The sequence below is a fragment of the Pseudactinotalea sp. HY158 genome, assembly GCF_009660225.1.
Taxonomy (GTDB): Bacteria; Actinomycetota; Actinomycetes; order Actinomycetales; family Beutenbergiaceae; genus HY158.
In genome coordinates this window covers 2,100,259-2,122,708 of sequence record NZ_CP045920.1, presented here as the reverse complement: position 1 = coordinate 2,122,708, position 22,450 = coordinate 2,100,259, and the positions used below count along the sequence as shown (strand labels likewise).

Below are 22,450 nucleotides of genomic sequence, written 5' to 3'. Positions count from 1 at the left end.
GCTGGTGGTCAGGGTGTCGGGGACGCGTTCGCGGTGAACTTTCCCGAGGGCGCGTGGGCCAGGGCTGAGGCGCGTATATCGGCGTGGACCTGCTCGATGATGGCGTGGCCGCGGTGGGCCTCCTCGGCCTCGAGCATGCTCAGGGGCGAGTCGGTGAAGACGGCGTGACGCTGGAGGCGACGTGGCAGGAGGTCGGGGACGCGTTCGCCCTGTGGCCCGCCCACTGACGCCAGGCTGTATGCGGCCTTCATTGGCGGCAACCTCACGCAACGAGGGAGCCTTCAACAAGCAGACCCCATATTGAAGACTAGGATGCTAGCCTTCAATATGGACCGTTCTTGTTGAAGCCTCGCCACATGGAGGGCCTGATGCCGCAGTCACGACGCCCCGAGGGGACGCCCGCCGGTGGGCAGGTCACGCAGGCGCAGCGCCACGTGGGCGCACTGCGGCCGGCTTCCTGGCCGGCGCTCACCTACGAGGAGCACCCGTGGCACATCACCGCCGAGCAGGCTCATCGCCTCGGGGCCGTCGAGACCCGGCGACTGTCACGCCCGTACCGGGCCGCCCTACCTCCGCAGATCGCCGACCTGGACGTCATGGGCGCGCTGGAGCGGAGCGCGTTGGAGGCGGCCGAGGACGCTGCGGCCCTGACACGGGAGTTCGATGCCGCGATGGCAGCCCTTCCGGTGCCGATGCCTGCGATCCTGCTGCGATCAGAGTCGGCGTCAAGCTCCCAGATCGAGAACCTCACCGCGAATGCTCACAACATCGCGGCCGCCACGATCGGTGCCGACGCCAAGGAGAACTCGGCACTCGTGGCAGCGAACGTGGCAGCGATGCACGAAGCACTGGCTCACCTCGGCCCACTCGACCTCCCGACAATCCTGTCCATCCATCGAGCGCTACTTGCGACATCGCAGCCAGATGCCGCTGGGGTGCTCCGCGGTGAGCAGGTGTGGGTCGGTGCCTCCGACCAGAGTCCCCATGGTGCCGCATTCGTCGCCCCGCATTCCTCCCTCGTCCCGGCCCTGATGGGCGACCTGCAGCGGTTCATCGAGCGCCGTGACATGCCTCCCCTGGTCCACGCCGCCATCGCCCACGCACAGTTCGAGACGATCCACCCCTTCAGCGACGGCAACGGACGAACCGGTCGGGTCCTGGTCCACTCCATGCTGCGCACCTCGGTGCCGATCACGAGCTCCACCGTCCCCGTCTCCGCGGGCCTCCTGGGCGATACCGGCAGCTACGTCCGCGCGCTGACCGACTACCGTGACGGCGACCCGGGCCGCATCGTGACCTCCATGTCCCTGGCCGCCCACGACGCAGCCCGCTACGGAAGGGCGCTGGCCCAGCGCATCGTCGAAACCCGCTCGGGGTGGGTCTCCTCGATCGACGCGCGCTCTGATTCAGCGGCCTGGCGACTCGCGGACCACCTGTTCAGTCAGCCGGTCGTCAACGCCGCCCACGTATGCACTGCGCTCGACGTCTCCGACCGAGGTGCCCGCAACGCGATTACGAAGCTCGTCGAGGCGGGCGTACTGCGCAAGGCGGTCCTTGGACGCCGGCGGAACGTCGTCTGGCAGGCTGACGCGGTTCTAGCGGCAATGGACGACTTCGCCCGCGCGGCCGCCCGCAGACGCTAGAAGTCCCCGCCGGGGAATCAGTGTGGGGCCCCGAAGTCGGCTTCACCGCCTCAGACCTCGTCGTCGGACAGTGCGTCAGGCGGCGGCCGCGATACGCAACGCCGCCATCAGCCTGCTTTGACTGGCCGGCCGGACCTACCAGCGCCGCTGCAACCCCGTGAGCGTCGCGAAAGCGGAATCCCGGGTGACGAGCGGGATGTTCTCGACGATCGCCTGCCCGGCGAGCAGCCGATCGAAGAGATCCCGATGGTCCCAGCGTAGGGAGCCCGCATACAGGGCGTGCTCGGTGGTGAGGTCGAGTGGTTCGGCTTCGATCTCAGCCACGCGCCGTGACCATGCGGCGAGCAGCGGCTCGGCCTCGTCGAACTTGCCTAGGCGCACCTTGGTTGCGACCTCCATGGCGGAGACCGCGGACACGAGGAGGCGGGTGTTCCGGTCTGCCAGTTCGGCCCGAAGTGTGGAGGGAATCCGCCGTGACGCGCCGAGCAGCCAGACGAACGTGTGCGTATCCAGCAGGTACGTCACTCCCATGCCGCGAGTTCCTCCTCCGGAAGCTCGTCGAAGAAGAAGGAGTCGGGCAGGTCGATCGGGAGAGTGTCGAAGGTGCGTTCCCCGACCGGATCGATCGGCGTGAGCCGCACGACGGGATGGCCGGATCTGGCCACGGTGATCTCCTCTCCCTGTTGGGCGCGTGTGATGAGTCGGGAAAGGTGGGTCTTCGCCGCCTGCACATTGACAATTTCCATGCGACCTATTGTGGGTGGTCTAGTTGGTCTGGTCAACCAGTTTTCGGTGCGTCTCGGGCTCTCGTATCGGCGGGCCGTCTGGTCGGTCATCACCTTGGACCACCGCACGACCGCGCAGAGACTCATCTACGCTGTCGGCGTGCTCATGGGCGCGAACTTCACGAACCCTTCCGGGAAGCGGGCTCGACCCACGGGTATTGCTCGGCCTGGCGTGGGTGCGCGGCCGGGACATGAGGGCGAGGCCCTGCTGCAGCGCTCCCTGCTCTACGTTTCCTCGACTCGGGATCGCGACGAGTTCGTGATCACCTGGTTCGGCGAGCCGCACGAGCTGGTCGCTGCGGCGCTCGACGAAGACGAGGACTGATGGTGGGGCGTTGCCTGGGTGGGTGGGCCTGAGGTCGCTTCTCGGGGTGGTGGAGCGAACGGCACTTACATACGCTCCTGGGTACGTAGAGGAGGTGCAGGGTGCGCACGATGTCGTACTCGGAGTCCTGGGCCAGGTACGCGGAGACTCTCGACGCTGTGATCGACGACCGCGTGGAGGTCGTCATCACCCGAGCGGGTCGTGAACCGGTCGTCATGGTGGCGCTCGACGAATACAAGTCCCTCAAGGAGACCATCTACCTGCTTCGTAGCCCCGCCAATGCTCGTCGGCTGCTCGAGTCGATCGACGGGTTGGAGAAGGGGCGCGGCACCGAGCACGACCCGGTCGAATGAAGCTTCTCCGGGGTGACCTGGGGCGCTACGCCTCTTCCGTCCGGGCGCCGCACGTGGCAGTCTCGACCTCCTCCCGTCGCCGCCGTGACGGCGGGAGGCACGGTTGGAGCACGCCATGGGACTCATCCACATCGACCTGTTCACCACGCTCGACGGCGTCGCACAGGCGCCCGGCGGCCCGGAGGAGGACCCCGAGGGCGGGTTCGCATTCGGGGGCTGGCAGGCGCCGCTGTTCGACGATCTCGTCGGCGAGCAGATCGACGCCGGCATGGAGGGCATGGACGCACTGCTGCTCGGACGCCGCACCTACGACATCTTCGCGGGCTATTGGCCGGGCGAGCGGGGCCCGATGGCCGAGCGGCTCAACCGTCTTCCCAAGTACGTGGCCTCACGCAGCACCCGCGACCTCCGCTGGAACAACTCCACCCAGCTCGGTCCGGACCTCGCCGCCGTGCGGGAACTGCGGATCCGGCATGAGCACGTCCACGTGATCGGCAGCCTCGACCTCGTTCAAACGCTGTTCGCGGAGCGGTTCTTCGACAGGCTCACGCTGTGGGTGTATCCGATCCTCCTCGGCGGCGGCAAGAAGGTCTTCGCCGGCGGCGCCGTGCCCACGAGCCTCGAGCTCCTCGAGCCGGTCGTCGCCTCCCCGAAGGGCGCGATCATGCAGCGCTACGCGCTCCGCGAGGGCACCCCGGAGGTCGGCGACATGGCCGAACTCGACCAGGACGAATAGCCCCTCCCGCCGCATCGAGCCCGTCGAGCCGAGCGCGTCCCACGCCGGGCAGGGCGATGGCTCCGGACATTCATCCAGATGGACTGAAGCCTTCGTGACGCGTGGCTGATGCAAATACGATGCACGCATGCGAACCACCGTTGATCTTCCTCCTGCCGTTCGCCGGCGTGCCGAGGAATTGGCGGCTGCACGCGGGCAGTCCCTCTCGGCCACCGTTGCCGAGTTGACCATCCGCGGCCTGGGTCAACTCGACGAACCCATCACGATCGAGGTCGATGAACGCTCCGGATTCCCGGTGATGGAGTTCGGGCGAACGATCACGCCCGAGGATGTGGCCGCGGCACTGGACGACGAGTGACCACGTTCCTGCTGGACGCGAACGTACTGATCTCGCTCACCGCGCGTGAACATGTACACCATGAGCGGGCCACGCGGTGGGCCATGGGTGTCGACTCGTTTGCGGTGTGCCCGATCGTCGAGGGTGCATTGATCGGGTTCGCACTACGCCTCGGGGCCACGGCGGCCGAGGCCCTCGAGAGCCTTCGCCTCATTCGAGAGCGGCCGGGTTACGAGTTCTGGCCGGACACACTCTCCTATTCCCGGGTCCCCCGCGACCGCGTTCGCGGACATCGCCACGTCACCGACGCCTACCTGGCTTCGGTGGCGGCGTCCCGGCCGAACGCAATGTTGGCCACCATGGACGAGGCGCTTGCGAGGTCCATGCCCGAAGCGACGCTGCTCCTGACGCGAGGCGCATCCGCGATCGCTGATATCGCAGGTGCGGACGTGGCAGACATCTTGGTGCGGGGCGCCGCGCCCTCATGGTGGTGTGGACTTGCGTTCCCGCGTCGCCTACCGGGGATCCTTGATCCTGTCCGCCGCGATCACGAGCATCGCCACGAAGCAGCCGACCAATCCCAACGCGCCGACGACGATCGCGGCAACCGGGTGGACTCCCCAGAGGATCTCCTCGTGACGGATCTGCCCGAACATGCCGTCAATCAGGATGGACCCGAACAGGAATCCGAGGAGCCAGCCCGCGACGTACCACGGCCATCGGCGAGCGGGCCGCTGCTCGTCGCGGAAGCTGGCGGCATACTCGCTCGCGGGGCCGAAGGCCGCCACCGGGTCCTCTCCGCTCTCGGCGAGGTGGCTCTCGACCTGCGCGATCGCATCCCCGATCACCTCTCCGGGGACATCGCGCAGCCGCAGCGCGAAGGTCAACTCCTGGGTGTACTTCTCAACCGTGGTCATGCTCAGCTCCGTTCCCTTGCACCCGCATGATCGACGACGCTCGCTCCGTGAACGTGTGCCACCGCGCGCGCTGCTCCTCGAGTCGATCACGCCCCGCCCCGGTGATCCGGTAGTACTTCCGGCCGGGGCCGCCATCACCCTGACGCCACTGCGAACTGAGCGCTCGCTCTCGTTCGAGACGGTTCAAGACCGGGTAGAGCGTTCCACCCTTGATCGTTCCCATCCCCGCATCGGCCAGCTGCGCAGCGATGAGGTACCCATACGTCTCGCCCTCGGAGACCACCGCCAGGGCCATCGTCTCCAGCACGCCGCGAAGCCAATCGCTCGGCCACTCCTCATCCATATCTAGATGCTCACAGCGACTAGATCATGCGTCAACCTAGTGGGGTGGCGTGTGCCCGGCTGCGCCATCCGCTCACGTGTGATCCCGCAGCTCAGGGCCGGACTGGCACAACGCGTGGGCGCTCGCGCGTACGGTAGGCGGGTGAGCGACGTCGTCAAGGAGAACCCCGACGCGCCCGCGGGCGCGTTCGAGGCGGAGGCGGCGGGCCTGCGCTGGCTCGCCGCAGCCGGTGCGCGCGTGGCCGAGGTCCGAGACGTGTCGGCGAGGCGGATCGTGCTCGAGCGCATCGAGCCGGCCGCGCCGACCGCTCGGGCCGCCCGCGACTTCGGCCGGTCGCTCGCGACCACCCACGGCGCCGGCGCCCGGGCGTTCGGCGCCAGGCCCGACGGCTGGGACGGGCCGCTGTTCATCGGCCGCCTCGAGCAGCCGGCCGCCGCCGAGACGAGTTGGGGAGCCTTCTACGCCCGCGACCGCGTGGCCTGCTTCCTCGAGCGCGCGGTCGCGAACGGCAACCTGGATCGCGCCGGAGCGGAGGTGGTGCGCGAGGCGTGCGAGCTCGTGGCCTCCGGCGCGCTCGACGACGACGAGCCGCCCGCCCGCATCCACGGCGACCTGTGGAACGGGAACCTGCTCTTCTCCCCGGAGGGCGCGGTGCTCATCGACCCGGCCGCGCACGGCGGCCACCGCGAGACCGACCTCGCGATGCTCGACCTGTTCGGGGCGCCCCATCTGAACGAGATCGTGCGCGGATACGAATCGGTGCACCCGCTGCGCGACGGGTGGCGAGAACGCATCCCGCTGCACCAACTGCACCCGCTCGCCGTGCACGCCGTCGGCCACGGGCCCGCATACGGACGCCTGCTCATCGACGCGGCCCGCGCCACCTGCGCACTGGCGTGACGGCCTGAAGGTCGGCGGGCGCCGTCGATCGTCTCGTGTCTGACGGCCTGACGCCGTATCGTCATACATGTCAAGCTGCAGCATGATGGTTGTCGGACTCGGACTCGACGACGTGAATGAGCGCAGCCTGCGCCACCGGGTGATTCGCTCCTCGAAGGGCGTGTGCGGCCGATTGCCGCGTGGGAGGTCGGGACGTGAGCGGATACGACGAGCGGGCCGCTCGAGCGCTGGCCGAAGGTGAATTCGACCGCCTGCCCGGCACCTCTCGAACCTCTCGAGGCTCCCGAGGTGGGCGACGTCTCGGCCGTCATCTCGGTGCGGCTACGCGGTGATGAGATCGACGCGCTGGAACGGGCGGCGGCCGCGGCGGGTGTTCCGCTGAGTACGTTCATCCGGCAGGCGGCCCTGAGCGTCGCGAGCCCCCTCGACATGCGAGCGGTCAGCGCACAGGCCGAGACCTTCGAGATCGAGGCCCGCCGACTGCTGGCGCTGCTGCGCGGCAAGGCGTCCTGACCGGCCGCGTCCGAGCACCGTTCGAGCGGCGGGCGACCTCCGGCGTCGGACCGGTCGGGAGGCCGGCCCGACCTCAGGGCCCGCTGCGCCCGCCCCCATGCCCCACGAAGTGGTCCATCGTGTGGTTGACCCCGAGGAAGTCCATCGCCCGGTCGAACATGGGGCTCGGCAGCAGCCGCAGCGCCGGCAGGAAGCGCACGAGCCGCGGCAGGATGAGCACCTCCCGGCCGCGCTCGACCGAGTCGATCACGGAGCGGGCCACGTCGGGTTCGTGCAGGATCGGCAGCAGGTGCGGGAACCGCGTGGTCACGCCGCCGAACATCCCGGTATCGATGTAGTACGGGCACACGAGCAGCGTGCGCACCGAGCAGCGCGGCCGTCCCCGCAGCTCCGCCCGCAGCGACTCGGTGAACCCGATCACGGCATGCTTGCTCGCCGAATAGTCGGTCTGCCGGGCGACGCCGGTGAGCCCGGCCGCGCTCGCGATGTTCACGACCGCGCCGCGATCGCGCTCGAGCATCCCCGGCAGCAGCGCGCGCGTGGTCCAGTACGCGCCGAGCACGTTGACGGCGAACGTGCGCCTGATCTGCTCGCTCGAGTTCGCGAGCAGCTCGCCGCCGCTGACGATCCCCGCATTATTGACGACGACGTCCACCTCGCCCGCGCGTTCGGTCGCCGCGACGACCGCGGCCTCGTCGGTGACGTCGACCCGATCGGCCCGGCACCGGCCCCCGAATTCGCCGATCCGCTCGGCAGCCCGCTCGGCGACGTCGAGGTCGGCGTCCCAGAGAACGACGTCCGCGCCCCGGCGCGCGGCTTCCCACGCCATCCGGCGTCCCAGGCCGCGCCCGCCACCGGTGACCACGACGGTGGCACCGCGCATCTGCACCGGACGATGTCTCATCCGGCCCGCTCCACCGCGGCGGTCGGCCTCATCCACCCATCTTGCGCCATCGTCCGATCCGCGCGCAACTGCTACCCTGCAAGCGCTTTCCGTCCCGATTCGATACAGAGGAGTATTCGTGAAACGACGTACAGTGCTACGGCTCGGACTCGCCGGAGCCGCCGCGACGATCGTCCCGATCGAGGCCGCCGGCGCCGCGAACGCGACCGCCGGTGCGAGCCGGCAGCTGACCGTGTGGCTCACCGACCTGGAACTCGAGACGATCGCGCATTTCGTCGAGTGGGGGATGGCTCCCCGGGCGCAGGCCTACGACGACCTCGTGGTGGGCAGCCGGGCCGCAGACCTCGCCCGGGCGGCCGACACCACGCCGGTCGAGCCGCTGTTCTACGTCGGCCCGTTCTACGAGACCCCGGAGGAGCTGCGCGAACTCTCGCTGCGGTTCCGCGCCGACGCCCATGCGGCATACCGACTGGCGCTCGGCTACTACGTGACCGGGGGTCGCGAACTCGCCGCCGCCGCCCGGAGCCTCGTCCTGCGCTGGCACGCCATCGAGACTCTCTCCCCGAAGGACGACACCCCGCTCGTGTGGGCCAACCAGTTCCCGGAGTTCGTGTGGGCGGCCGACGTCCTCCGCCGGCACAGCGACGTGTGGCACAGCGCCGACGAGACGCTCTTCCGTGACCTCGTCACCCGAGGGCTCGCCCTCGACCCGTCCCACCGCACGAACAACTGGGGCAGCTGGGGAGTCGTGCTGCGGCTGACCAGCGCGGCCTACCTCGGCGACCGCCCCCTCTTCGATTCCGGAATCACCCGCTGGCGGGAGCTGCTCGAGAGCCAGTTCGATCACCGCGGTTGGCAGCCGGCGGAGATCGGCCGCAACAACGACACCGGCAATCGCGGCATCTGCTACTCGCACTTCAACCTGCACCCGCTCACCCTCGCCGCGCAGATCGCCCAGAACAACCGGGTCTTCCTCTTCCCGGAGAAGAACTCCGCCGGCGCGGGGCTGGAGGAGGGCTTCGAGACCGTCATGCGCTGGGCCGCCGATCCCGAGCAGTTCTCGCGCGATACGGGCTATTGGCCCGAGGAGTACGAGTGCACCCGACTCAACGGGGCGGCGCCGTCGTACAACTACGGCTACGGCGAGATTCTCGACCTGTACTTCCCCAACCGCGACTTCCGGCGCTGGGCGCGGGCGGACCGCCCGTTGAGCTTCAACTGGACGGGCAGCATGCTCACGGTCACGCACGGACAGGCCTTCTAGCGGCCGGTCCCCGTCCCCGCGGGCGGCGACGGTGACGCGGACACGCGCCATCGTCCAGGTGGCGGATGTCTCCGGTCGTGGTCGGTGGCATCGTCGGACGATGCGAAACCCAGCCGACGACCTGCTGACCCACGACGAACTACCGCCCGGATACGGGACCCTCAACCCGTTCGTCGCGGTCCGCGGCCCGGGCGGGGCGCCCGGATTCATCCGCTTCACCTGCGATGTCCTCGGTGCGCGCGAGACCCGCGCGGCCCGCGCCGTCGACGCCGATGAGTTGCTCATCCACGCGGAGGTGCGCCTCGGGGCCTCGACGCTCATGCTGTGCGACGCCAAGCCGCAGTGGCGGTTCACTCCCGCGCTGCTGCAGGTGTACGTGCGCGACGCGGGCGCGGTGCTCGATCGGGCCGTGGAGCACCGCGCCCGCGTGATCACCGACGTGAGCGACTTCCACGGCGGCCAGCGATTGGCCCGGTTCCTCGACCCCTGGCACAACGTGTGGTGGCTCTTCGAGTACGGGCCCGCCAGCGTGGCTCCGAGCGAGGCGCCCGACGTCGTGCCCACCTGGCGGCCCGATCCGTCGGCGCCGCCGAGCTACGCACACCGCACGATCGACGCGGCGTTGACGCGGCTCGGGCCGGCCCGATCAGCGGCGGCGTTCGGAGGCGATGACGAGCGCGCGGGCGGCGACCTCTTCTGCAATGAAGCGGTGGCGTGGCAGGAGTCGACCGCACGAACAGCGCATCCACGTCCCGAGTGAGGCGGGCGCGGTCGTAGGCGAGGGCCATCGCCGCGCCCCCGACTACGAACAACTGCGCGAACACTCCGGCCGCGGCGAGTCGGTCGGACAACTCGTGGAACAGGGCGCGGACCCCTTCCGCGTCGAGCTGCACGGCCTGGGTCATGCCCGTGACAACGAGCGGGAAGTGATGAGTATCCCACGTCGGCGAAATGCCGCGGGGCTCTCCTGATCGGCCTCGGCGCGGAAGATCGCCGGAACCGCCGGGTACCACGCACTGGTGTGCCGTGAAGCGTCGAGCGCCCACAGTGGTGTCGTCCAGCCATCACGCTCGGCCAGGTATTCGGCGAGCGCCGCGAACGCGGCATCGACCTCGGCAGAGCCGATAGGGACAGGCTGGTCGTCAAAGACTCCAGCAGCGAGGTCGGGGCCACCGCGTCGCAGGACGGAGGTGTAGTCGTCCAAAGTCTGGAGGATGCCGAACCGCCAGCACGCATCGAGGGTCTCGCCGTCGACGAGGAGCTTGCGGCAGGACTCGGCGTTCTGTGCCGCCGTGTGACGCACGCCCACGCTCGGGGTCGGGGTCGGCTCGGGAGTCGTGCGGGCAGCATCCAGCAGCTTGCCAACCGACAGGACTTCACCTTGGAACACCATGACTACGTCTCCTCGCTCCTCTCTATTCTCTCAGCCCTGTCCACGGGAGTCGTGCAACACCGCGACCGCAGTGCCACCAGCCGCGCGCCGGCCCTTCGCGTCCTGGGTCGTGACCGTGGAGGTCGCGCCGGAACCGGAATCAGGGTCGAGCGGCCCGATCAGCGGCGGCGTTCGGAGGCGATGACGAGCGGGAGTGACCCCGCCCAGAAGGCGATCGCCCAGGGTGACAGGCCGGTGGCGGCGAGGAGCCCGGCCGCGGCCGTGAACAGCGTGAGCTTCACGGCCAACGCGCCGGTGCGGCCGAGCCGGTGTCGGGCCCGCGGCGCCAACCACCGTCCCCAGACGAGTCCCGCCCCGATCGGCAGGGCGAACGCGAGCAACACGCCGGCGACCGGCCCGTCGACCGAGCGGGCCCCGCCGACCGCGTACGCGGCCAGGAGGAGCAGTTCGTCCAGGAAGACCGCGACGTCGAGCGGCGACGGCCCGCCCCGTCTCGGTCCCCTGCGCGACGGACCGTCCGGTCGCGGGGGAGTGTCGGCGGGAGCAGGCTCCAACGCCGAGGGACGACGCCCGGCCGGGTTCGGCTCGGGCGTCTCACCGTCGAGCCGGATCGCCAGGCCGACGGCGGGTCCCCCGTGGCGTCGAGGCCGTCCGAGCGCGAGGGTGAGTGCGAAGACGTCGAACTTGCGGCCGTACTTGCGGCGCAGGGCGCGCGTGGCCTCCCCTCGCAGCCGGGTGGGAAGGATCCCCGCTCGGCCCCGGCGCCACTCGCTCAAGGGGGTGCCGTCGAACTGGCAGGGAGCCAGCTCGATCTGGGGATTGCGCTCGATCCGGCGAACCTTCCACGAGCGGGCGGGGGTGTAGCCGAACCACCCGGACCCCACCGGCGCCAGCCAGATCGGCGTGATGGCGGCGGACCCGTCGGCCCGGAAGGTCTTGAGCGCGTAGAACTGATCACCGCCGGGGTCCGCGCGGAATCGGATCATCGCGGCCTCCTATCGTGTGCACGCACCGTCGCCCCCACAGCCGCCGGCCCCCCGCTGGTGCCTGGACGAGAGCGGTGGTGGGTCCGGGCGAGTGTGGTGTCGGTGGCGAGGGTCAGCTCGAGGAAGCGGACGATCGCATCGCTCACGGCGGTGAATCGTAGGGAGTGGAACAGGTCGAAGGAGTGTTGGGCGCCCGGCAACTCGGCGTAGGTGACCGGCCGGCGGGAGACCGCCCGGAGCCGCTGGGCGAAGGCGCGGGCGTCCTCGCGCAGCACGAGCGTGTCGAGCGTGCCGTGGATGATCAGGAAGGGTGGGGCGTCGGGCGTGATGGCCTCGTGTGGGGACGCGGGTCCGGTGCCGGCTCCGCCCACGCCGCCGTAGTAGCCGTAGATGCCGATCACGCCGAGGACCTCCTCCCCGGACAGTGCGGCCGTCGAGGCCAGGTGCGCGCCGGAGGAGCCCCCCGCCAGGACGATCGCGTTCGGGTCGCCACCGTAGGCGCCGATATGGGCGCGGATCCAGGCGAGCGCGGCTCGGGTGTCGCCGAGCTGATCGGCATAGTCCACCCCGATGAGGCGATGGTCGAGGCTCACGCATACCCATCCGCGGGCGGCGAGGCGGTAGATGAGCGGCCGGGCCCCGATCATCTTGTTGCCGATGCGGAAGCCGCCCCCGTGGATGTAGACGAGCACCGGAGCGCTGCTCGGCCGGCGGCGACGTGAGAGGTAGACGTCCAGGCGGTTCCCGCGACGGGCCGGACCGTAGCGGCGATTGCGCACGCGACGCACGTCCGGGCGCCAGGAGATGAACGGCACGAGCAGCACGCGCCACCACACCGGTCGGGTGGCGCGCGGCCGCCCGGGCTCGCCGTAGGTGGCGAGGAGGGCCGCGGTCAGCGCCGGCCGCGCGGACCGGGTGCGAACGGCGAGCCACGCGAGTGCCGCGGCGTCCGCGGTCGTGAGCGCGGCGACCAGCCACCACAGCAGCCCGGAGGGTGCGGCGGTGAGCAGATCCCAGGTTCCGGTCGCGAGCCACAGCCCGCCGAGGAACGGCTGCTCATTGATCAGGTACCCGAACGCGAACTGCAGGTTGAACGGCGAGCTGTGCCGGGGTCTCGGCGGGCGAATCGCCATGGCCGTGAACAGGGCCAGGACGAGTGACGTCTGGATCGCGCTGCCCATGCTTCTCCTCTCCGGTCGCGCCGCCACACGGCGGAACCTCGACCACTACGATCGTCGTATGCGACGGTAGGTTCGTCGTCACCGCGACGTCAAGGAGTTATCGCGTTCCCGCGACGAACGGGCCCGGCGTTCCAGATGCTGCCCGCCGCGTGGCCGACGAGAAGCTTCGTGTAGTAGATCGGGGCGAACCAGGGCGCACTGGCGGAAGGACCGAGGCTGCGATCGAGGGCGAGACCCGCGAGGCTCGCGCCGAGCGCGAGCGGGAGGCGGCGCCGTCGGGGTGAGAACGCAACGAGGGTGCTCGCGCCGAGCATGAACGTGAAGTGAGCAAGCGTCCACGTCAGCGCTGAGCCGGCCGAACGGCTCCGGGTGGCGGTATCGACGCCGGCGATGGTCGCCGCGTGGGCTATGTGCAGGGCGGCGAATGCGGCATGTGAACCGGGTCCCTGGCCGGGGCGTTCATACCAGCGAACGCACGCGCGGGTGTTGTTGACCCACGCGCCGCCCCACAGGTCCACGGCCGCGAGGCGGAGCGCCACGCGGTGACGCGGCGTGGCATCGTCGCCGAGCGCGCGGTCCCCGGCGACAGCGGCCGCCGCGACGGCCGTTACCGTTCCCCACCGCTCCACGCGAGTCTGTCCCGGGCCCACGAAGGAGTCCCATGCCCCCGCCAGTCCCGTCCGCGACGCCGGCGCTGCCGGTGCGCCCTCGTCGTGCGTACTCGATCGCATCGGATCCGCTCCATCTCCTCATCGGACCGTACGCCTCGCGCCGGCCTCACCGTCATCCTTCCGCCCGCCAGCCCGGCGAACATCGGCCACATGGCGGGTTCGACCGCGCGAGCGACCGCCTCGGCGGCCGGCGGAACGACCAGGCCTCACGGGCCGGAGCCGTCCCCGACGAATCAGCCATCTGGCCGACGACTCGCGGCCGGGCGGGGGGCAGGCTGGAGCCATCTGGGAGGAGGAGTCGTGCATCCAGAACTTCGGATGATGATCACCAGGGTCCGTGCCGACGAGCGCGCGCCGCGTGCGTCCATGGACCGGCCTCCCGCCGGGAGGGTCGATAGACACCTCGGCGCCGTCGCGCCCTCGCGGCGGGGTTCGCGCGCGGATCGGCGGGCGAGGGCGGCATGAACGCCGAGACCTGGGCGGCGCTTCCGTGCCGCGACCACGCCGAGGACCTGTGGTTCTCGCAGGATCCCGAGGTGATCGAGCGGGCCAAGGCGCTCTGCCTCGAGTGTCCGTTGCGGGCGTACTGCCTGATCGGGGCGGTGGAACGTCACGAGCCGTGGGGCGTCTGGGGTGGGCAGCTCTTCGAGGACGGCCGTATCGTGGCGCGCAAGCGGCCGCGCGGCCGCCCTCGGAAGGTCGACGCACTCACCTGAGCCGTCTCGGATGGCGGCGGCGGGTTTCAGGCGCGCGCGGCCGCGACTCCGGCCAGCCACGCTCCGAGCACCGCGCCGGCGTCGGCGGGCCGTCCGCGTGCGCCGTGGCCGATGAGGCGGTCGAAGAACAGGCCGTTCATGATCGCGATGAGGTCGATGGCCCGCTCCCGAGGCTCCGGCACGCCGAGGCCCTCGAGCAGCCGCTCCGCCTGGTCGAGGATGGTGCGGCGGATCGGGGAGTCCGTGGTCAGGAGTGCATGCAGTTCGGGATCGTCGAGGCAGTCGATCGACAGCGCCATGCGCGCGCGGGTGTCGACCCCGCGCGCGACCACCTCGTCGAAGGCCGCCACCAGTTGCGCCGTCGCCTCGCCCACAGTGCGCGGCGTCGGGGCGCCGGGCGGCACGAGATGGGCGATCGAGGCGACGCGACCGGCGACCATGAGCACGAGGTCGCGGCGGGTCCGGGCGTAGTTCGACGTCGTGCCGATCGGCAGGCCGAGCCGCCGGTCGATCCGCCGGTGGGTCAACGCGTGGCCGCCGCCCTCGGCGACCAATTCCATCGCCGCCTGCGCGATGTCCTCTCGCCTGCTCACTCGCCTCGACTCCTCTGCTTCCCGCCCGCCGCACCTGTCCACTACGATCATAGTGATGATTCGGTCGGACGGGGGCACCCCCGGGTGCGCGACGGGGTGGCGCGAGCGGACCCGCCGCCGGATTCGCGGCGGTGGCCCACTGTGGATCTCGATCACCACCGGCGTAGCCTCGTGACCATGGCCGCGTCGAGCCCGCCGCCCACGCTGCGCGGCCGCGGGGCGGAGATGAACCACCTCGGCCGGGCGCTCGAACGAGTGCTCACCGGGCAGTCGGTCCGCGTGCTCATCGAGGGCGAGGGGGGCATCGGAAAGTCCCGGCTACTCGCCGAGACGCTCACGCTGGCTCGGGCCCAGGGTTTCGAGGTCGTCACCGCCAAGGGTGACGAGGTGCAGCAGACCCGGCCCTTCGGCGTGATCGCCGACGCCCTCGGCTGCGTTCGCACCGCGACGGACACCCGTCGGCGCGACATCGCCGAACTGCTCACGACACACGAACACACCGACCGCGGCACGATCACGGTGAGCAGCGATCCGGGCCTGCAGTTCCGGGCCGTCGACGCGCTGAGCGATCTGGTCGAGGCCCTCGCCGTGGCCGGGCCGCTCGTGGTCGGCCTGGACGACCTGCACTGGGCGGATCCCTCGAGCCTGCTCACACTGGCCGCGATCGAGCGGGCCATCGAGGGGCTGCCCGTCCTGCTCATCGCCTGCTATCGCCCGTTCCCGCGGTCGAGGTCCCTCACCGAGGTGGTCGCGCGCCTCGGTGCCGCGGGCGCGGTCCGCCTGCGCCCCGGCCCGCTCGACGAATCGGACGTCGCGGGACTCGTCGCGGAGGTCGTCGGCGCCGATCCCGGCGGCGGTCTCGTGGCGCAGGCATCGGCGGCGGCGGGCAACCCGCTCTTCCTCATCGAGCTGCTCGATTCGATCATGCGCGAGGGGGGTCTCCACCGCAGCGACGGACGTGCCGACATCGGGGACCGGTCCCTTCCGGCGTCGCTGCGGCTGACGATCCTGCGCCGGCTGAGCGCGCTGCCGGAGGCGGCATTGCGGGCCCTACGGGCCGGCTCCCTCCTCGGGTCGAGCTTCTCCCCGGACGAACTCGCCGCCGTCGTCGGCGGCGGCCTCGCCGACCTCGCCCCGGCCCTGGAGACGGCACTGGACTCCGGGGTACTCGAAGAGGACGGCGATCACCTGCACTTCCGCCACGATCTGATCCGCGAGGCGGTCTACGCGGACATCCCGGCGAGCCTGCGACACGGGCTGCACCGCGACGCGGCGACCCGGCTGGCGGCGACCGGAGCGCCGGCCGCCCGGGTGGCCGAGCAGTTCACGCGGGGGGCCTTCCCGGGTGATCCGGAGGCGATCGACTGGCTGATCCGCGCGGCCCGAGGGGCGGCCTCGAGCGCGCCCGAGACGGCCGCCGCCCACCTCGCGCGCGCGGCCGAGTTGATGACGCCGGGCGACGGCCGGCTCGATCTGCTCCTGAGCGAGCGTGCCGATGCGCTCATGCTGGCGGGGAGCGTCGTCGAGGCCGTCACGTCCTGTCGATCGCTGCTCCGGCGCCCCCATGACGCGCGCGCCGAGGACGCCGTGCGGCTCCGGCTCGGTGCCGCGCTGCTCGTCAACGGCCGCCCGGGCGAGGCCCTGCGGGAGCTGGACGTCGTGGTCGGATCCGCGGACGCGAGCGCCGCCCAGCGAGCGAGCGCGTTGAGCGAGTCTGCGACGGCGCGCATGTGGCTGGCGGACTTCGATGGTGCGGACGACGCCGCCCGGCGCGCGTACGAGCTGGCCGAGGCGGCCGGGAGCCGCCGATTCGCGGCTGCGGCGCAGGCGACCAGGTCGGTGGTCGCGTGCATGCGCGGCCACATGGCCGGCGCGATGGAGCTGAACGACCAGGCGCTCGATCTGGCCGAGCGCAGCTACCGCCGCGACGGCCACGGCTATCCGGTCTACGCGACCCGCGGCTGGATCCTCGTCGAGCTGGATCAGCCCCAGCGCGCCCACCGGGTCCTCGACGAGGGCCGCTCCCTGAGCGAGGAGCTGGGCGTTCGCTGGCCCCTGGTCACCTACCAGTCGTACCTGGCCGTCGTCCGGTTCGCCGCGGGGGAGTGGGACGACGCCGCGGCCGAGCTGGAGGCGGGGATCGGCCTGGCCGAGGAGTCCGGAGTGACGTATGCACTCAAGCCCAGCTACAGCGCACTCGCCCTCATACGGCTGCACCGAGGTGATCTCGCCGGCGCTCGCAGCGCGGTGGACGCGGCCGAGACGATCGGCGACCGGGGGTCGAGGCTGTTCGACCACCGGGTCAGGTGGGCCCGCGCGCTCCTGCGGGAGGCGGAGGGCGACCCCGCGGGCGCGTACCGGATGCTCGCCGCGGGGTGGCGCGGGTGCCGCGCGGCGGGAATGGCGGTCGACTACGCCGTCATCGGCCCCGATCTCGTGCGTCTCGCCCGCGCCGCCGGGGACCTCGAGTCGGCCGAGGAGGTGACGCGGGTCGTGACCGCCGTCGCGTCGGCGAACGACGTCGCCTCGATCAGCGGCGCCGCGCTCCGCTGCCGCGCGCTGCTGCGTGACGACGCCGACGCCGCGAACGGGGCGATCGATGCCTACGTCGGCGGGGCTCGTCGTCTCGAAGCCGCACTCGTCCGCGAGGAGGCCGCCGGGCTGGCCGCCGCGCAGGGCAGGCGCGACGACGCCCGGGCACTGCTCCGGGAGGCGGCCGCCGTCTTCGAGGGGCTCGGGGCCACGAGGTGTGTCGTCCGGGTCGATGCGGCGCTGCGGCGGCTCGGGGTGCGGCGGGGGAGCCGCGGTCCGCGCCGGCGGCCCGACCGGGGGTGGGCAAGCCTGACCGAGACCGAGTCCCGGATCGCCGACCTCGTGGCCGAGGGGCTGACGAACCCGCAGATCGCGGGGCGGCTCTACGTCTCGCGGCGGACCGTGCAGACCCACGTCTCGCACGTCTTCACCAAGCTCGGCATCAGCTCGCGGGCCCAGCTCGCCACCCAGGTGACCCAGCACCGCAACGATGCGCTCGCGGGCATGTGAGGGCATCGTTCGGCCGGCGCGAACCGGGCGCACGCGCGGAACGTCCGGCCTAGATGTCAGCTCGGTCGGACGTGGCTGTGGCAGCCCGCGTGGTCTGGACCGTTCCCCGGCCGTTGGAGCGGGACCGGCGAGCCGCGACGACGACGACCGCTGCGACGAGGGCGTGGAGTCCGAGGAGTGTGCCGGTGGCGGCGGGAGTGACCGCAGACAAGGGCACCACCAGGGACACCAGCCACGCCGGCACCGCCAGCGCGGTCCAGATCCGAAGCCCCCGCGCAGTCCGGGCCTGCAGAATCCGGAGCGTCAGCATGCCGAGGACTGCGGCGACTCCTGCGGTCACCGCTACGGCCGGCCCGCTGATGTTCCGGACGTTCGGTCCCGTTGATACCGCCAGGTCCACTCCGGCCAGTTCGCTTGTGAACCACCACGTGATCGTCGCGCTCACGACGGCGGCTCCGACTATGACCAGGTCCGTCGACCAGGGCGGGCTTGATCGGGCCGTGCGCTGTGCCGTGGCTGCTCGTGTGATCATCAGGTCTCCTTCGTGACGGTGGCGGCCCCGTCCGGTCACCACTACGATCGTAATAGTGTAAAGACTACGGTCGTAGTGGTTCTAGCGCGATTCGCCTGTCGCCCTCAGAGCGCAAAGCACCAGATCAGCACTCCGGCGCAGATCGCGAGCATCGTCGACGCGTTCAGGAACAGGTTTCGGCCGAAGTCTCGCGCGCGGACGTGCATGGCGATGGCGCCGATGAAGTAGGCCACCAGGCAAGCGCTCGTGAGGAGGCCGAGCCCTTCTATCCAGATTCCGGCCACGAGCCCACCGGTGGCGGCGAACTTGATGACCGGCATGATCCACCACAGGCGGCGTGGCCAGCCCACGTCGCGGAAGCAGTCGGCGATGAACTGCACGGGCTTCAAACAGAGTAAGCCGTCGATCAAACAGATGAGAGCGAGGGCGGCGACCGGCCAGACCGGGTCAGGTAGGAGAGTCATGCAGAAACCATACCATACCGTATGGTGTGGTATGGTTTCTGCATGAGTGCACGGGAAGAGTGGATCATGGCAGGCCTCGCAGCGCTGCGCGCGAACGGGATCGACGCCGTACGCATCGATCCCCTCGCAGAGACGCTCGGCAAGACGAAGGGCTCGTTCCATCACCACTTCGCCGGTGTTGAGAAGTATCACCGAGCTCTGCTCGAGCGGTTCGAAGCAGATGCTGTGGGCGAGGTGCATCGACTGATCGAAGCAGTGGCCGATCTCGACCTGTCTCAGGCGCTGGCTCGAATTGCAGTAAGCATCCGATACGACGCCCGTATCGAGTCGGCGGTTCGCGGATGGGCGGCGACGAATACCGCCGCTCGGGAAGCGATGGCTCGCGTAGATGCCGCGAGGCTCGACGCGCTCACCGAGCTTTGGGGGTCGGAATTCGGCGATCCCAGGCAAGCGCGCATCGCCGCACTGGTGCCACATCTGGTGATCGTCGGAGCATCCGTCGCACAGCCGACACCGAGCCGGGGGGACATGGCCGCGGTGTTCGCAGTGCTCTCCTCCCTGGTGCCCCACGTCGGCGCGGGAATGCCCGCCGAGACGCGCGATTGCGACCCCGGATAGGGCGGGGCAGGGTTCAAGCGGGCTCGGCCCTGTTCCAGAACTGGTGATTGAGCCCGCTAGTCGAGGCGATCGTCTCGACGGTGAACTGCTCCTCGATTCCACCCAGGCCTTCCCAGAGCGAGACGCCGCCGCCGAGGAGGATCGGCACGATCGCCAGGTGCATGAAGTCGACCAGACCCGCCTGCAGGAACTGCCGAACTGTCGAGGGCCCGCCGCCGATGCGCACGTCGCGGACTCCCGCCGCTTCCTGAGCTCGCCGCAGGACCTCGAGCGGTGACCCGCCCACGAAGTCGAACGTCGTCCCGTTGTCGAAGGCGATCGGGGCACGGGGATGGTGGGTCATCACGAACACCGGCGTCTCGAACGGCGGCTCCTCTCCCCACCAGCCGCGCCAGCCGTCGTCCGGCCAGGGGCCCGTCTGGGGTCCGAACTTGCGGCGTCCCATGATTTCCGCGCCGATGCCCTGGGCCCACATGCTCGTGAGTGCCCGATCCAGCGTGATGGGGGCGGACGCCCGGTCGATGCCGTGGATCACGCGCCCGTCGAACCAGTCGAACAGGCCGTGTGCCGCACCGATCGGGGCATCGAGGCTGACGAAGTCGCCGGCTGCATATCCGTCGAGCGAGACGAGTAGGTTGTGGACGCGGGTGCGGCTCATGGGAACTCCTCGGGCGATGGTGCCGGGCACGTGACGAGACCGTAGGCTCACCCGGCGCCGACCCGCAACCAGTTTTTGCCCGCGGCCGCCTCAGTCGGCCGCGGGGGCGGGTGACGGGCCGGCGTGGCGCTCGGCCCGCGTCGCTCCGGAGACGCCGATCGCCCGGTGCACCAGGCGATCGTCCTCGAGCGCGTCGAGAAGCGCGATCGCGTAGTCGGCGCGGCGAAGGCGCCAGTCGCCACCCGTGGCATCGAGCTGCGAGTCTTTGTGCAACTGCCCGGTCGCGGGCCCGTCGGAGAGCATCGTCGCGCGCACGATGGTCCAGTCCAGGCCGCTGCCCTCGAGCATGCCCTCTGCTCGGGCCAGGTCGGCGTACGCGGAGCGGAACCGCAGCCAGACCATGGCCAGTACGGGTCGGGGGCGGGTGGCGACCACCGAGCGGCTGCTCGTCATGACCAGCCTGCGCACGCCCGCCGGGGGCATCGAACTCAGCAGCGTCCGCACGATCGAACTCGCGCCGACCGCCATGACGACGGCGTCCTGCCCGGCGAGTGCGGGTGCGAGCGCCCGCGGATCGGCGGCATCCCCGGAATAGTGCGCCCGCACCCCGGGGGTGCCGCGCAGGTCGTGGGGTGGGCGGGCGAGGGTGGTGACGGCGTGGCCGCGTCGTGCGGCCTCCGCGATGACGTGGCGCCCGGTCCGGCCGGCGGCGCCGATGACGAGGATCTTCATGACGGGTCTCCCTTGCGGAGTGGGTCTGCGTTCGTGGCTTCGGTCGATCGTGCGGGCACGGCTCGGGCGGCGATCGTCTCGATGAGGGGGCGCCTCTTGGTGTTGACAAACGCGGCGAATCGCCAGCGATCGTCGCTGCGCACCGCCACCCAGGTCTGCAGTTTGCGGCCGTGCCTTCCCGCGTGCCGGCCCGTGCGCCGGCCGCGGACGATGGCGCCCCAGCTGGTCACGACGGCGACGTCGTCGTGGATGAACTGCACATCCTCGATCCGGCCGACCAGGCGTGATCCCCGCATCGGCCCGGCGAACAGGGGGCGGTGCTGCTCGACGATCTCGGCACGGCCCCGATATCGGGCACCGAACCACACGACGTAGCTCGCATCGCGGGTGAAGCCGGCGCCATAGGCATCGGCGTCCTCTCCCCAGGCGGCCATCACCCGGTCGAAGGCCTCGTGGACTGCGAGGTGGTCCTCCTCGAGGGCGGTGGCGTCGTGGTCTGTGTTCATGTCGGGCTCCCTGACGACTGGCGATCGTGGACACGATCAATGTTCGTCTGGTGTCCGGCCGACTGTCAAGAACAATGTTCGTGCTGTAGTACGTTGGTCGTGTCCGTGCGTGAGGAGGAGCCGAGGTGGATGAGGGTCCGGGTATATCCAGAAGTGATGAGCGGGCGGTTCCGACGCCGCCGTGGCGCACGCCGCCGCGGGCCGGGAGGCGCCGGATCACGCGGGACGAGATCATCGACGCGGCGCTCACGGTGCTCGAGCGTGACGGGGCGGACGCCCTGACGACTCGTGCGGTGGCCCAGCAGATGCGGACGGGGCCGGCGTCGCTGTACGCCCACGTCGCGGGCAAGGACGAGTTGCTGGAACTTCTCGTCGACCGCGTGATCGGAGAGATGCCCGAGCCGCCGCAGCCACGGCCGCCGGTGTGGGCCGACCAGCTGCGGCAGATGTGCCGGGACACAAGGGCGGCCCTGCTGGTTCACCCCGGGATCGCGGCGGTCGCGCTCGGCACGCCTCCCGGCGGGCCGCACGCGTTGCACCGCACCGAGTGCCTGCTCGCGGTGCTCCGCGCCGGTGGCCTCCCCGATCGCGTGGCCGCGCTCGCGCTCGACCTGTTCTCCCAGTATGTGGTTGCATCCGCGTTCGAGGCCGACCTGCGGCGCCGGGCGTCCGGAGCGGGACCCGAGTGGCCGGCCGAACTGGAGCGCTACTTCTCCTCGCTGTCACGCGACCGCTTTCCCCACACCGTTCAGCTCGCCGCCCAACTCACCAGGCCCGCGGAGGACGAACGGTTCGAGTTCGGTCTCGACGTGCTGATCGCCGGGCTCCACTCGCTCACGGACGTCCCCGGGCTCGGGGATCTCACTCCTGGGCCGGGTTGATGAAGTCCGATTCGTAGGCGGCGATCACGGCCTGGGGCCGGTCGCGGGCACCGAGTTTCGCGAGGAGGTTACCCGCATGAGTCTTGATCGTCTCCGGGCTCACCATGAACTCGGCCGCGATCTCGGCGTTCGACAGGCCGCGTGCCATCTCCGCGCCGTCGTCCGCCTCGGCCACCACGGCCAGGTCCGGCTCGGCGCCGATGGTCATGCGCAGACCCGTGCGGACGAGTTCCTCGTCGTCGACCAGCGCCACTCGGATGGTCATGGCGAGGTCCGCAGCGGTAGCCGGACCCACATAGCCCACGACTCGTCCTGCGGCCCGGTGCTCACCTGACCGCGGAGCACGGTGACGCGCTCCCAGACGCCGGCGAGGCCGGCGAACTGGAGGTTGATGTTGGGCCCGGCGAAGCCGAGCGACCAACCGGCGGCGCCGTGGGTGCCGGCCTTGGCTGATGTG

At 70.7% G+C, this 22,450-nt stretch carries 29 protein-coding genes and 2 pseudogenes; 14 read left to right on the top strand and 17 right to left on the bottom strand.

Translation table 11 applies throughout. From position 1 onward, the window contains the following. Positions 1–20 precede the first annotated feature (20 nt). A pseudogene (locus GCE65_RS16625) lies at positions 21–167 on the bottom strand (IS1380 family transposase); the annotation flags it as partial. 201 nt (positions 168–368) lie between these two features. Here GCE65_RS16625 and GCE65_RS09370 point away from each other — a divergent pair. Further along, positions 369–1,643: a Fic family protein gene (locus GCE65_RS09370; RefSeq protein ID WP_153878194.1), complete on the top strand. Its 1,275-nt coding sequence runs from the start codon at positions 369–371 to the stop codon at positions 1,641–1,643. Between the two features lie 135 nt (positions 1,644–1,778). Here the strand turns inward: GCE65_RS09370 and GCE65_RS09365 are convergent, their stop codons facing one another. Then, positions 1,779–2,174 carry a type II toxin-antitoxin system VapC family toxin gene (locus GCE65_RS09365; protein WP_153878193.1) on the bottom strand — a complete coding sequence of 132 codons (396 nt, stop codon included), beginning with the start codon at positions 2,172–2,174 and terminating at the stop codon, positions 1,779–1,781. Continuing rightward, the gene (locus tag GCE65_RS09360) at positions 2,165–2,389 is read right to left on the bottom strand and encodes a type II toxin-antitoxin system Phd/YefM family antitoxin (RefSeq protein WP_153878192.1); all 225 of its coding nucleotides are present in this window, start codon (positions 2,387–2,389) and stop codon (positions 2,165–2,167) included. Before GCE65_RS09360 ends, GCE65_RS09365 begins: the two co-directional genes overlap by 10 nt. A gap of 139 nt (positions 2,390–2,528) precedes the next feature. Between GCE65_RS09360 and GCE65_RS09355 the strand changes: the two genes are divergently transcribed. From GCE65_RS09355 to GCE65_RS17080, 5 genes and pseudogenes are all read left to right on the top strand, one after another. Then, complete coding sequence (locus GCE65_RS09355; protein ID WP_153878191.1) at positions 2,529–2,753, top strand: hypothetical protein; 225 nt, start codon at positions 2,529–2,531, stop codon at positions 2,751–2,753. 101 nt (positions 2,754–2,854) lie between these two features. Continuing rightward, positions 2,855–3,106: a type II toxin-antitoxin system Phd/YefM family antitoxin gene (locus GCE65_RS09350; RefSeq protein WP_153878190.1), complete on the top strand. Its 252-nt coding sequence runs from the start codon at positions 2,855–2,857 to the stop codon at positions 3,104–3,106. A gap of 115 nt (positions 3,107–3,221) precedes the next feature. Continuing rightward, on the top strand, positions 3,222–3,842 hold the full coding sequence (locus tag GCE65_RS09345; protein ID WP_153878189.1) for a dihydrofolate reductase family protein: 621 nt from the start codon (positions 3,222–3,224) through the stop codon (positions 3,840–3,842). Between the two features lie 127 nt (positions 3,843–3,969). Next, positions 3,970–4,200 (top strand): hypothetical protein, encoded by a 231-nt coding sequence (locus tag GCE65_RS09340; protein ID WP_153878188.1) that lies wholly within the window; start codon positions 3,970–3,972, stop codon positions 4,198–4,200. Then, positions 4,197–4,547: pseudogene (locus tag GCE65_RS17080) on the top strand (PIN domain-containing protein); the annotation flags it as partial. The gene GCE65_RS09340 and the pseudogene GCE65_RS17080, both read left to right, overlap by 4 nt. 147 nt (positions 4,548–4,694) lie before the next feature. On the opposite strand, the gene GCE65_RS16620 reads toward GCE65_RS17080, so the two are convergent. Next, positions 4,695–5,096 carry a hypothetical protein gene (locus GCE65_RS16620; RefSeq protein ID WP_228759871.1) on the bottom strand — a complete coding sequence of 134 codons (402 nt, stop codon included), beginning with the start codon at positions 5,094–5,096 and terminating at the stop codon, positions 4,695–4,697. Further along, on the bottom strand, positions 5,083–5,439 hold the full coding sequence (locus GCE65_RS09330; protein ID WP_152910422.1) for a PadR family transcriptional regulator: 357 nt from the start codon (positions 5,437–5,439) through the stop codon (positions 5,083–5,085). The genes GCE65_RS16620 and GCE65_RS09330 overlap by 14 nt, the downstream gene beginning before the upstream one ends. Before the next feature lie 102 nt (positions 5,440–5,541). On the opposite strand from GCE65_RS09330, the gene GCE65_RS09325 reads away from it, so the two are divergent. Both GCE65_RS09325 and GCE65_RS09320 read left to right on the top strand, forming a co-directional pair. Then, a complete protein-coding gene (locus tag GCE65_RS09325; protein ID WP_370460224.1) occupies positions 5,542–6,339 on the top strand; it encodes a fructosamine kinase family protein in 798 nt (265 codons plus the stop codon). A 288-nt stretch (positions 6,340–6,627) separates the two neighbouring features. Then, positions 6,628–6,852 (top strand): ribbon-helix-helix protein, CopG family, encoded by a 225-nt coding sequence (locus tag GCE65_RS09320; RefSeq protein ID WP_153878185.1) that lies wholly within the window; start codon positions 6,628–6,630, stop codon positions 6,850–6,852. 73 nt (positions 6,853–6,925) lie between these two features. Here the strand turns inward: GCE65_RS09320 and GCE65_RS09315 are convergent, their stop codons facing one another. Beyond that, positions 6,926–7,756 carry an SDR family oxidoreductase gene (locus GCE65_RS09315; RefSeq protein WP_153878184.1) on the bottom strand — a complete coding sequence of 277 codons (831 nt, stop codon included), beginning with the start codon at positions 7,754–7,756 and terminating at the stop codon, positions 6,926–6,928. 118 nt (positions 7,757–7,874) lie between these two features. On the opposite strand from GCE65_RS09315, the gene GCE65_RS09310 reads away from it, so the two are divergent. Together GCE65_RS09310 and GCE65_RS09305 are read left to right on the top strand one after the other, a co-directional pair. Further along, positions 7,875–9,020, top strand: a complete 1,146-nt coding sequence (locus GCE65_RS09310; RefSeq protein WP_153878183.1) for an alginate lyase family protein — start codon at positions 7,875–7,877, stop codon at positions 9,018–9,020. A gap of 100 nt (positions 9,021–9,120) precedes the next feature. Next, positions 9,121–9,780: a VOC family protein gene (locus GCE65_RS09305; protein WP_153878182.1), complete on the top strand. Its 660-nt coding sequence runs from the start codon at positions 9,121–9,123 to the stop codon at positions 9,778–9,780. A gap of 141 nt (positions 9,781–9,921) precedes the next feature. On the opposite strand, the gene GCE65_RS09300 is transcribed toward GCE65_RS09305, so the two are convergent. The 4 genes from GCE65_RS09300 to GCE65_RS09285 form a co-directional block, all read right to left on the bottom strand. Then, a complete protein-coding gene (locus GCE65_RS09300) occupies positions 9,922–10,413 on the bottom strand; it encodes a hypothetical protein (RefSeq protein ID WP_153878181.1) in 492 nt (163 codons plus the stop codon). Between the two features lie 158 nt (positions 10,414–10,571). Next, positions 10,572–11,399 (bottom strand): DUF2568 domain-containing protein, encoded by an 828-nt coding sequence (locus tag GCE65_RS09295; RefSeq protein WP_153878180.1) that lies wholly within the window; start codon positions 11,397–11,399, stop codon positions 10,572–10,574. After that, positions 11,396–12,580, bottom strand: a complete 1,185-nt coding sequence (locus tag GCE65_RS09290; RefSeq protein ID WP_153878179.1) for an alpha/beta hydrolase — start codon at positions 12,578–12,580, stop codon at positions 11,396–11,398. The genes GCE65_RS09295 and GCE65_RS09290 overlap by 4 nt, the downstream gene beginning before the upstream one ends. Before the next feature lie 89 nt (positions 12,581–12,669). Further along, positions 12,670–13,311 carry a hypothetical protein gene (locus tag GCE65_RS09285; protein WP_152910431.1) on the bottom strand — a complete coding sequence of 214 codons (642 nt, stop codon included), beginning with the start codon at positions 13,309–13,311 and terminating at the stop codon, positions 12,670–12,672. Between the two features lie 401 nt (positions 13,312–13,712). On the opposite strand from GCE65_RS09285, the gene GCE65_RS09280 reads away from it, so the two are divergent. Further along, positions 13,713–13,967 (top strand): WhiB family transcriptional regulator, encoded by a 255-nt coding sequence (locus tag GCE65_RS09280; RefSeq protein WP_152910432.1) that lies wholly within the window; start codon positions 13,713–13,715, stop codon positions 13,965–13,967. A 26-nt stretch (positions 13,968–13,993) separates the two neighbouring features. Here GCE65_RS09280 and GCE65_RS09275 read toward each other — a convergent pair whose 3' ends face one another. After that, positions 13,994–14,560, bottom strand: coding sequence for a TetR/AcrR family transcriptional regulator (locus GCE65_RS09275; RefSeq protein ID WP_194165119.1), 567 nt, complete (start codon positions 14,558–14,560; stop codon positions 13,994–13,996). Positions 14,561–14,737: 177 nt separating this feature from the next. Here GCE65_RS09275 and GCE65_RS09270 point away from each other — a divergent pair, with 177 nt between their 5' ends. Beyond that, complete coding sequence (locus tag GCE65_RS09270; protein WP_194928661.1) at positions 14,738–17,602, top strand: AAA family ATPase; 2,865 nt, start codon at positions 14,738–14,740, stop codon at positions 17,600–17,602. Between the two features lie 49 nt (positions 17,603–17,651). On the opposite strand, the gene GCE65_RS09265 is transcribed toward GCE65_RS09270, so the two are convergent. Together GCE65_RS09265 and GCE65_RS09260 are read right to left on the bottom strand one after the other, a co-directional pair. Continuing rightward, positions 17,652–18,134 carry a DUF6069 family protein gene (locus GCE65_RS09265; protein WP_153878177.1) on the bottom strand — a complete coding sequence of 161 codons (483 nt, stop codon included), beginning with the start codon at positions 18,132–18,134 and terminating at the stop codon, positions 17,652–17,654. Positions 18,135–18,238: 104 nt separating this feature from the next. After that, on the bottom strand, positions 18,239–18,598 hold the full coding sequence (locus tag GCE65_RS09260; protein ID WP_153878176.1) for a DoxX family protein: 360 nt from the start codon (positions 18,596–18,598) through the stop codon (positions 18,239–18,241). 42 nt (positions 18,599–18,640) lie between these two features. On the opposite strand from GCE65_RS09260, the gene GCE65_RS09255 reads away from it, so the two are divergent. Beyond that, the gene (locus GCE65_RS09255) at positions 18,641–19,216 is read left to right on the top strand and encodes a TetR/AcrR family transcriptional regulator (protein WP_153878175.1); all 576 of its coding nucleotides are present in this window, start codon (positions 18,641–18,643) and stop codon (positions 19,214–19,216) included. A 13-nt stretch (positions 19,217–19,229) separates the two neighbouring features. Here the strand turns inward: GCE65_RS09255 and GCE65_RS09250 are convergent, their stop codons facing one another. The 3 genes from GCE65_RS09250 to GCE65_RS09240 form a co-directional block, all read right to left on the bottom strand. Further along, on the bottom strand, positions 19,230–19,874 hold the full coding sequence (locus GCE65_RS09250; protein WP_153878174.1) for a dihydrofolate reductase family protein: 645 nt from the start codon (positions 19,872–19,874) through the stop codon (positions 19,230–19,232). Between the two features lie 90 nt (positions 19,875–19,964). Then, positions 19,965–20,606 (bottom strand): NAD(P)-dependent oxidoreductase, encoded by a 642-nt coding sequence (locus GCE65_RS09245; RefSeq protein WP_152910438.1) that lies wholly within the window; start codon positions 20,604–20,606, stop codon positions 19,965–19,967. Beyond that, positions 20,603–21,112 carry an SgcJ/EcaC family oxidoreductase gene (locus GCE65_RS09240; RefSeq protein WP_152910439.1) on the bottom strand — a complete coding sequence of 170 codons (510 nt, stop codon included), beginning with the start codon at positions 21,110–21,112 and terminating at the stop codon, positions 20,603–20,605. Before GCE65_RS09240 ends, GCE65_RS09245 begins: the two co-directional genes overlap by 4 nt. A 125-nt stretch (positions 21,113–21,237) precedes the next feature. Here GCE65_RS09240 and GCE65_RS09235 point away from each other — a divergent pair, with 125 nt between their 5' ends. Next, positions 21,238–21,993, top strand: coding sequence for a TetR/AcrR family transcriptional regulator (locus tag GCE65_RS09235; RefSeq protein ID WP_153878173.1), 756 nt, complete (start codon positions 21,238–21,240; stop codon positions 21,991–21,993). On the opposite strand, the gene GCE65_RS09230 is transcribed toward GCE65_RS09235, so the two are convergent. Beyond that, the gene (locus GCE65_RS09230; protein ID WP_153878172.1) at positions 21,974–22,258 is read right to left on the bottom strand and encodes a response regulator transcription factor; all 285 of its coding nucleotides are present in this window, start codon (positions 22,256–22,258) and stop codon (positions 21,974–21,976) included. The genes GCE65_RS09235 and GCE65_RS09230 overlap by 20 nt on opposite strands. Between the last annotated feature and the right edge of the window lie 192 nt (positions 22,259–22,450).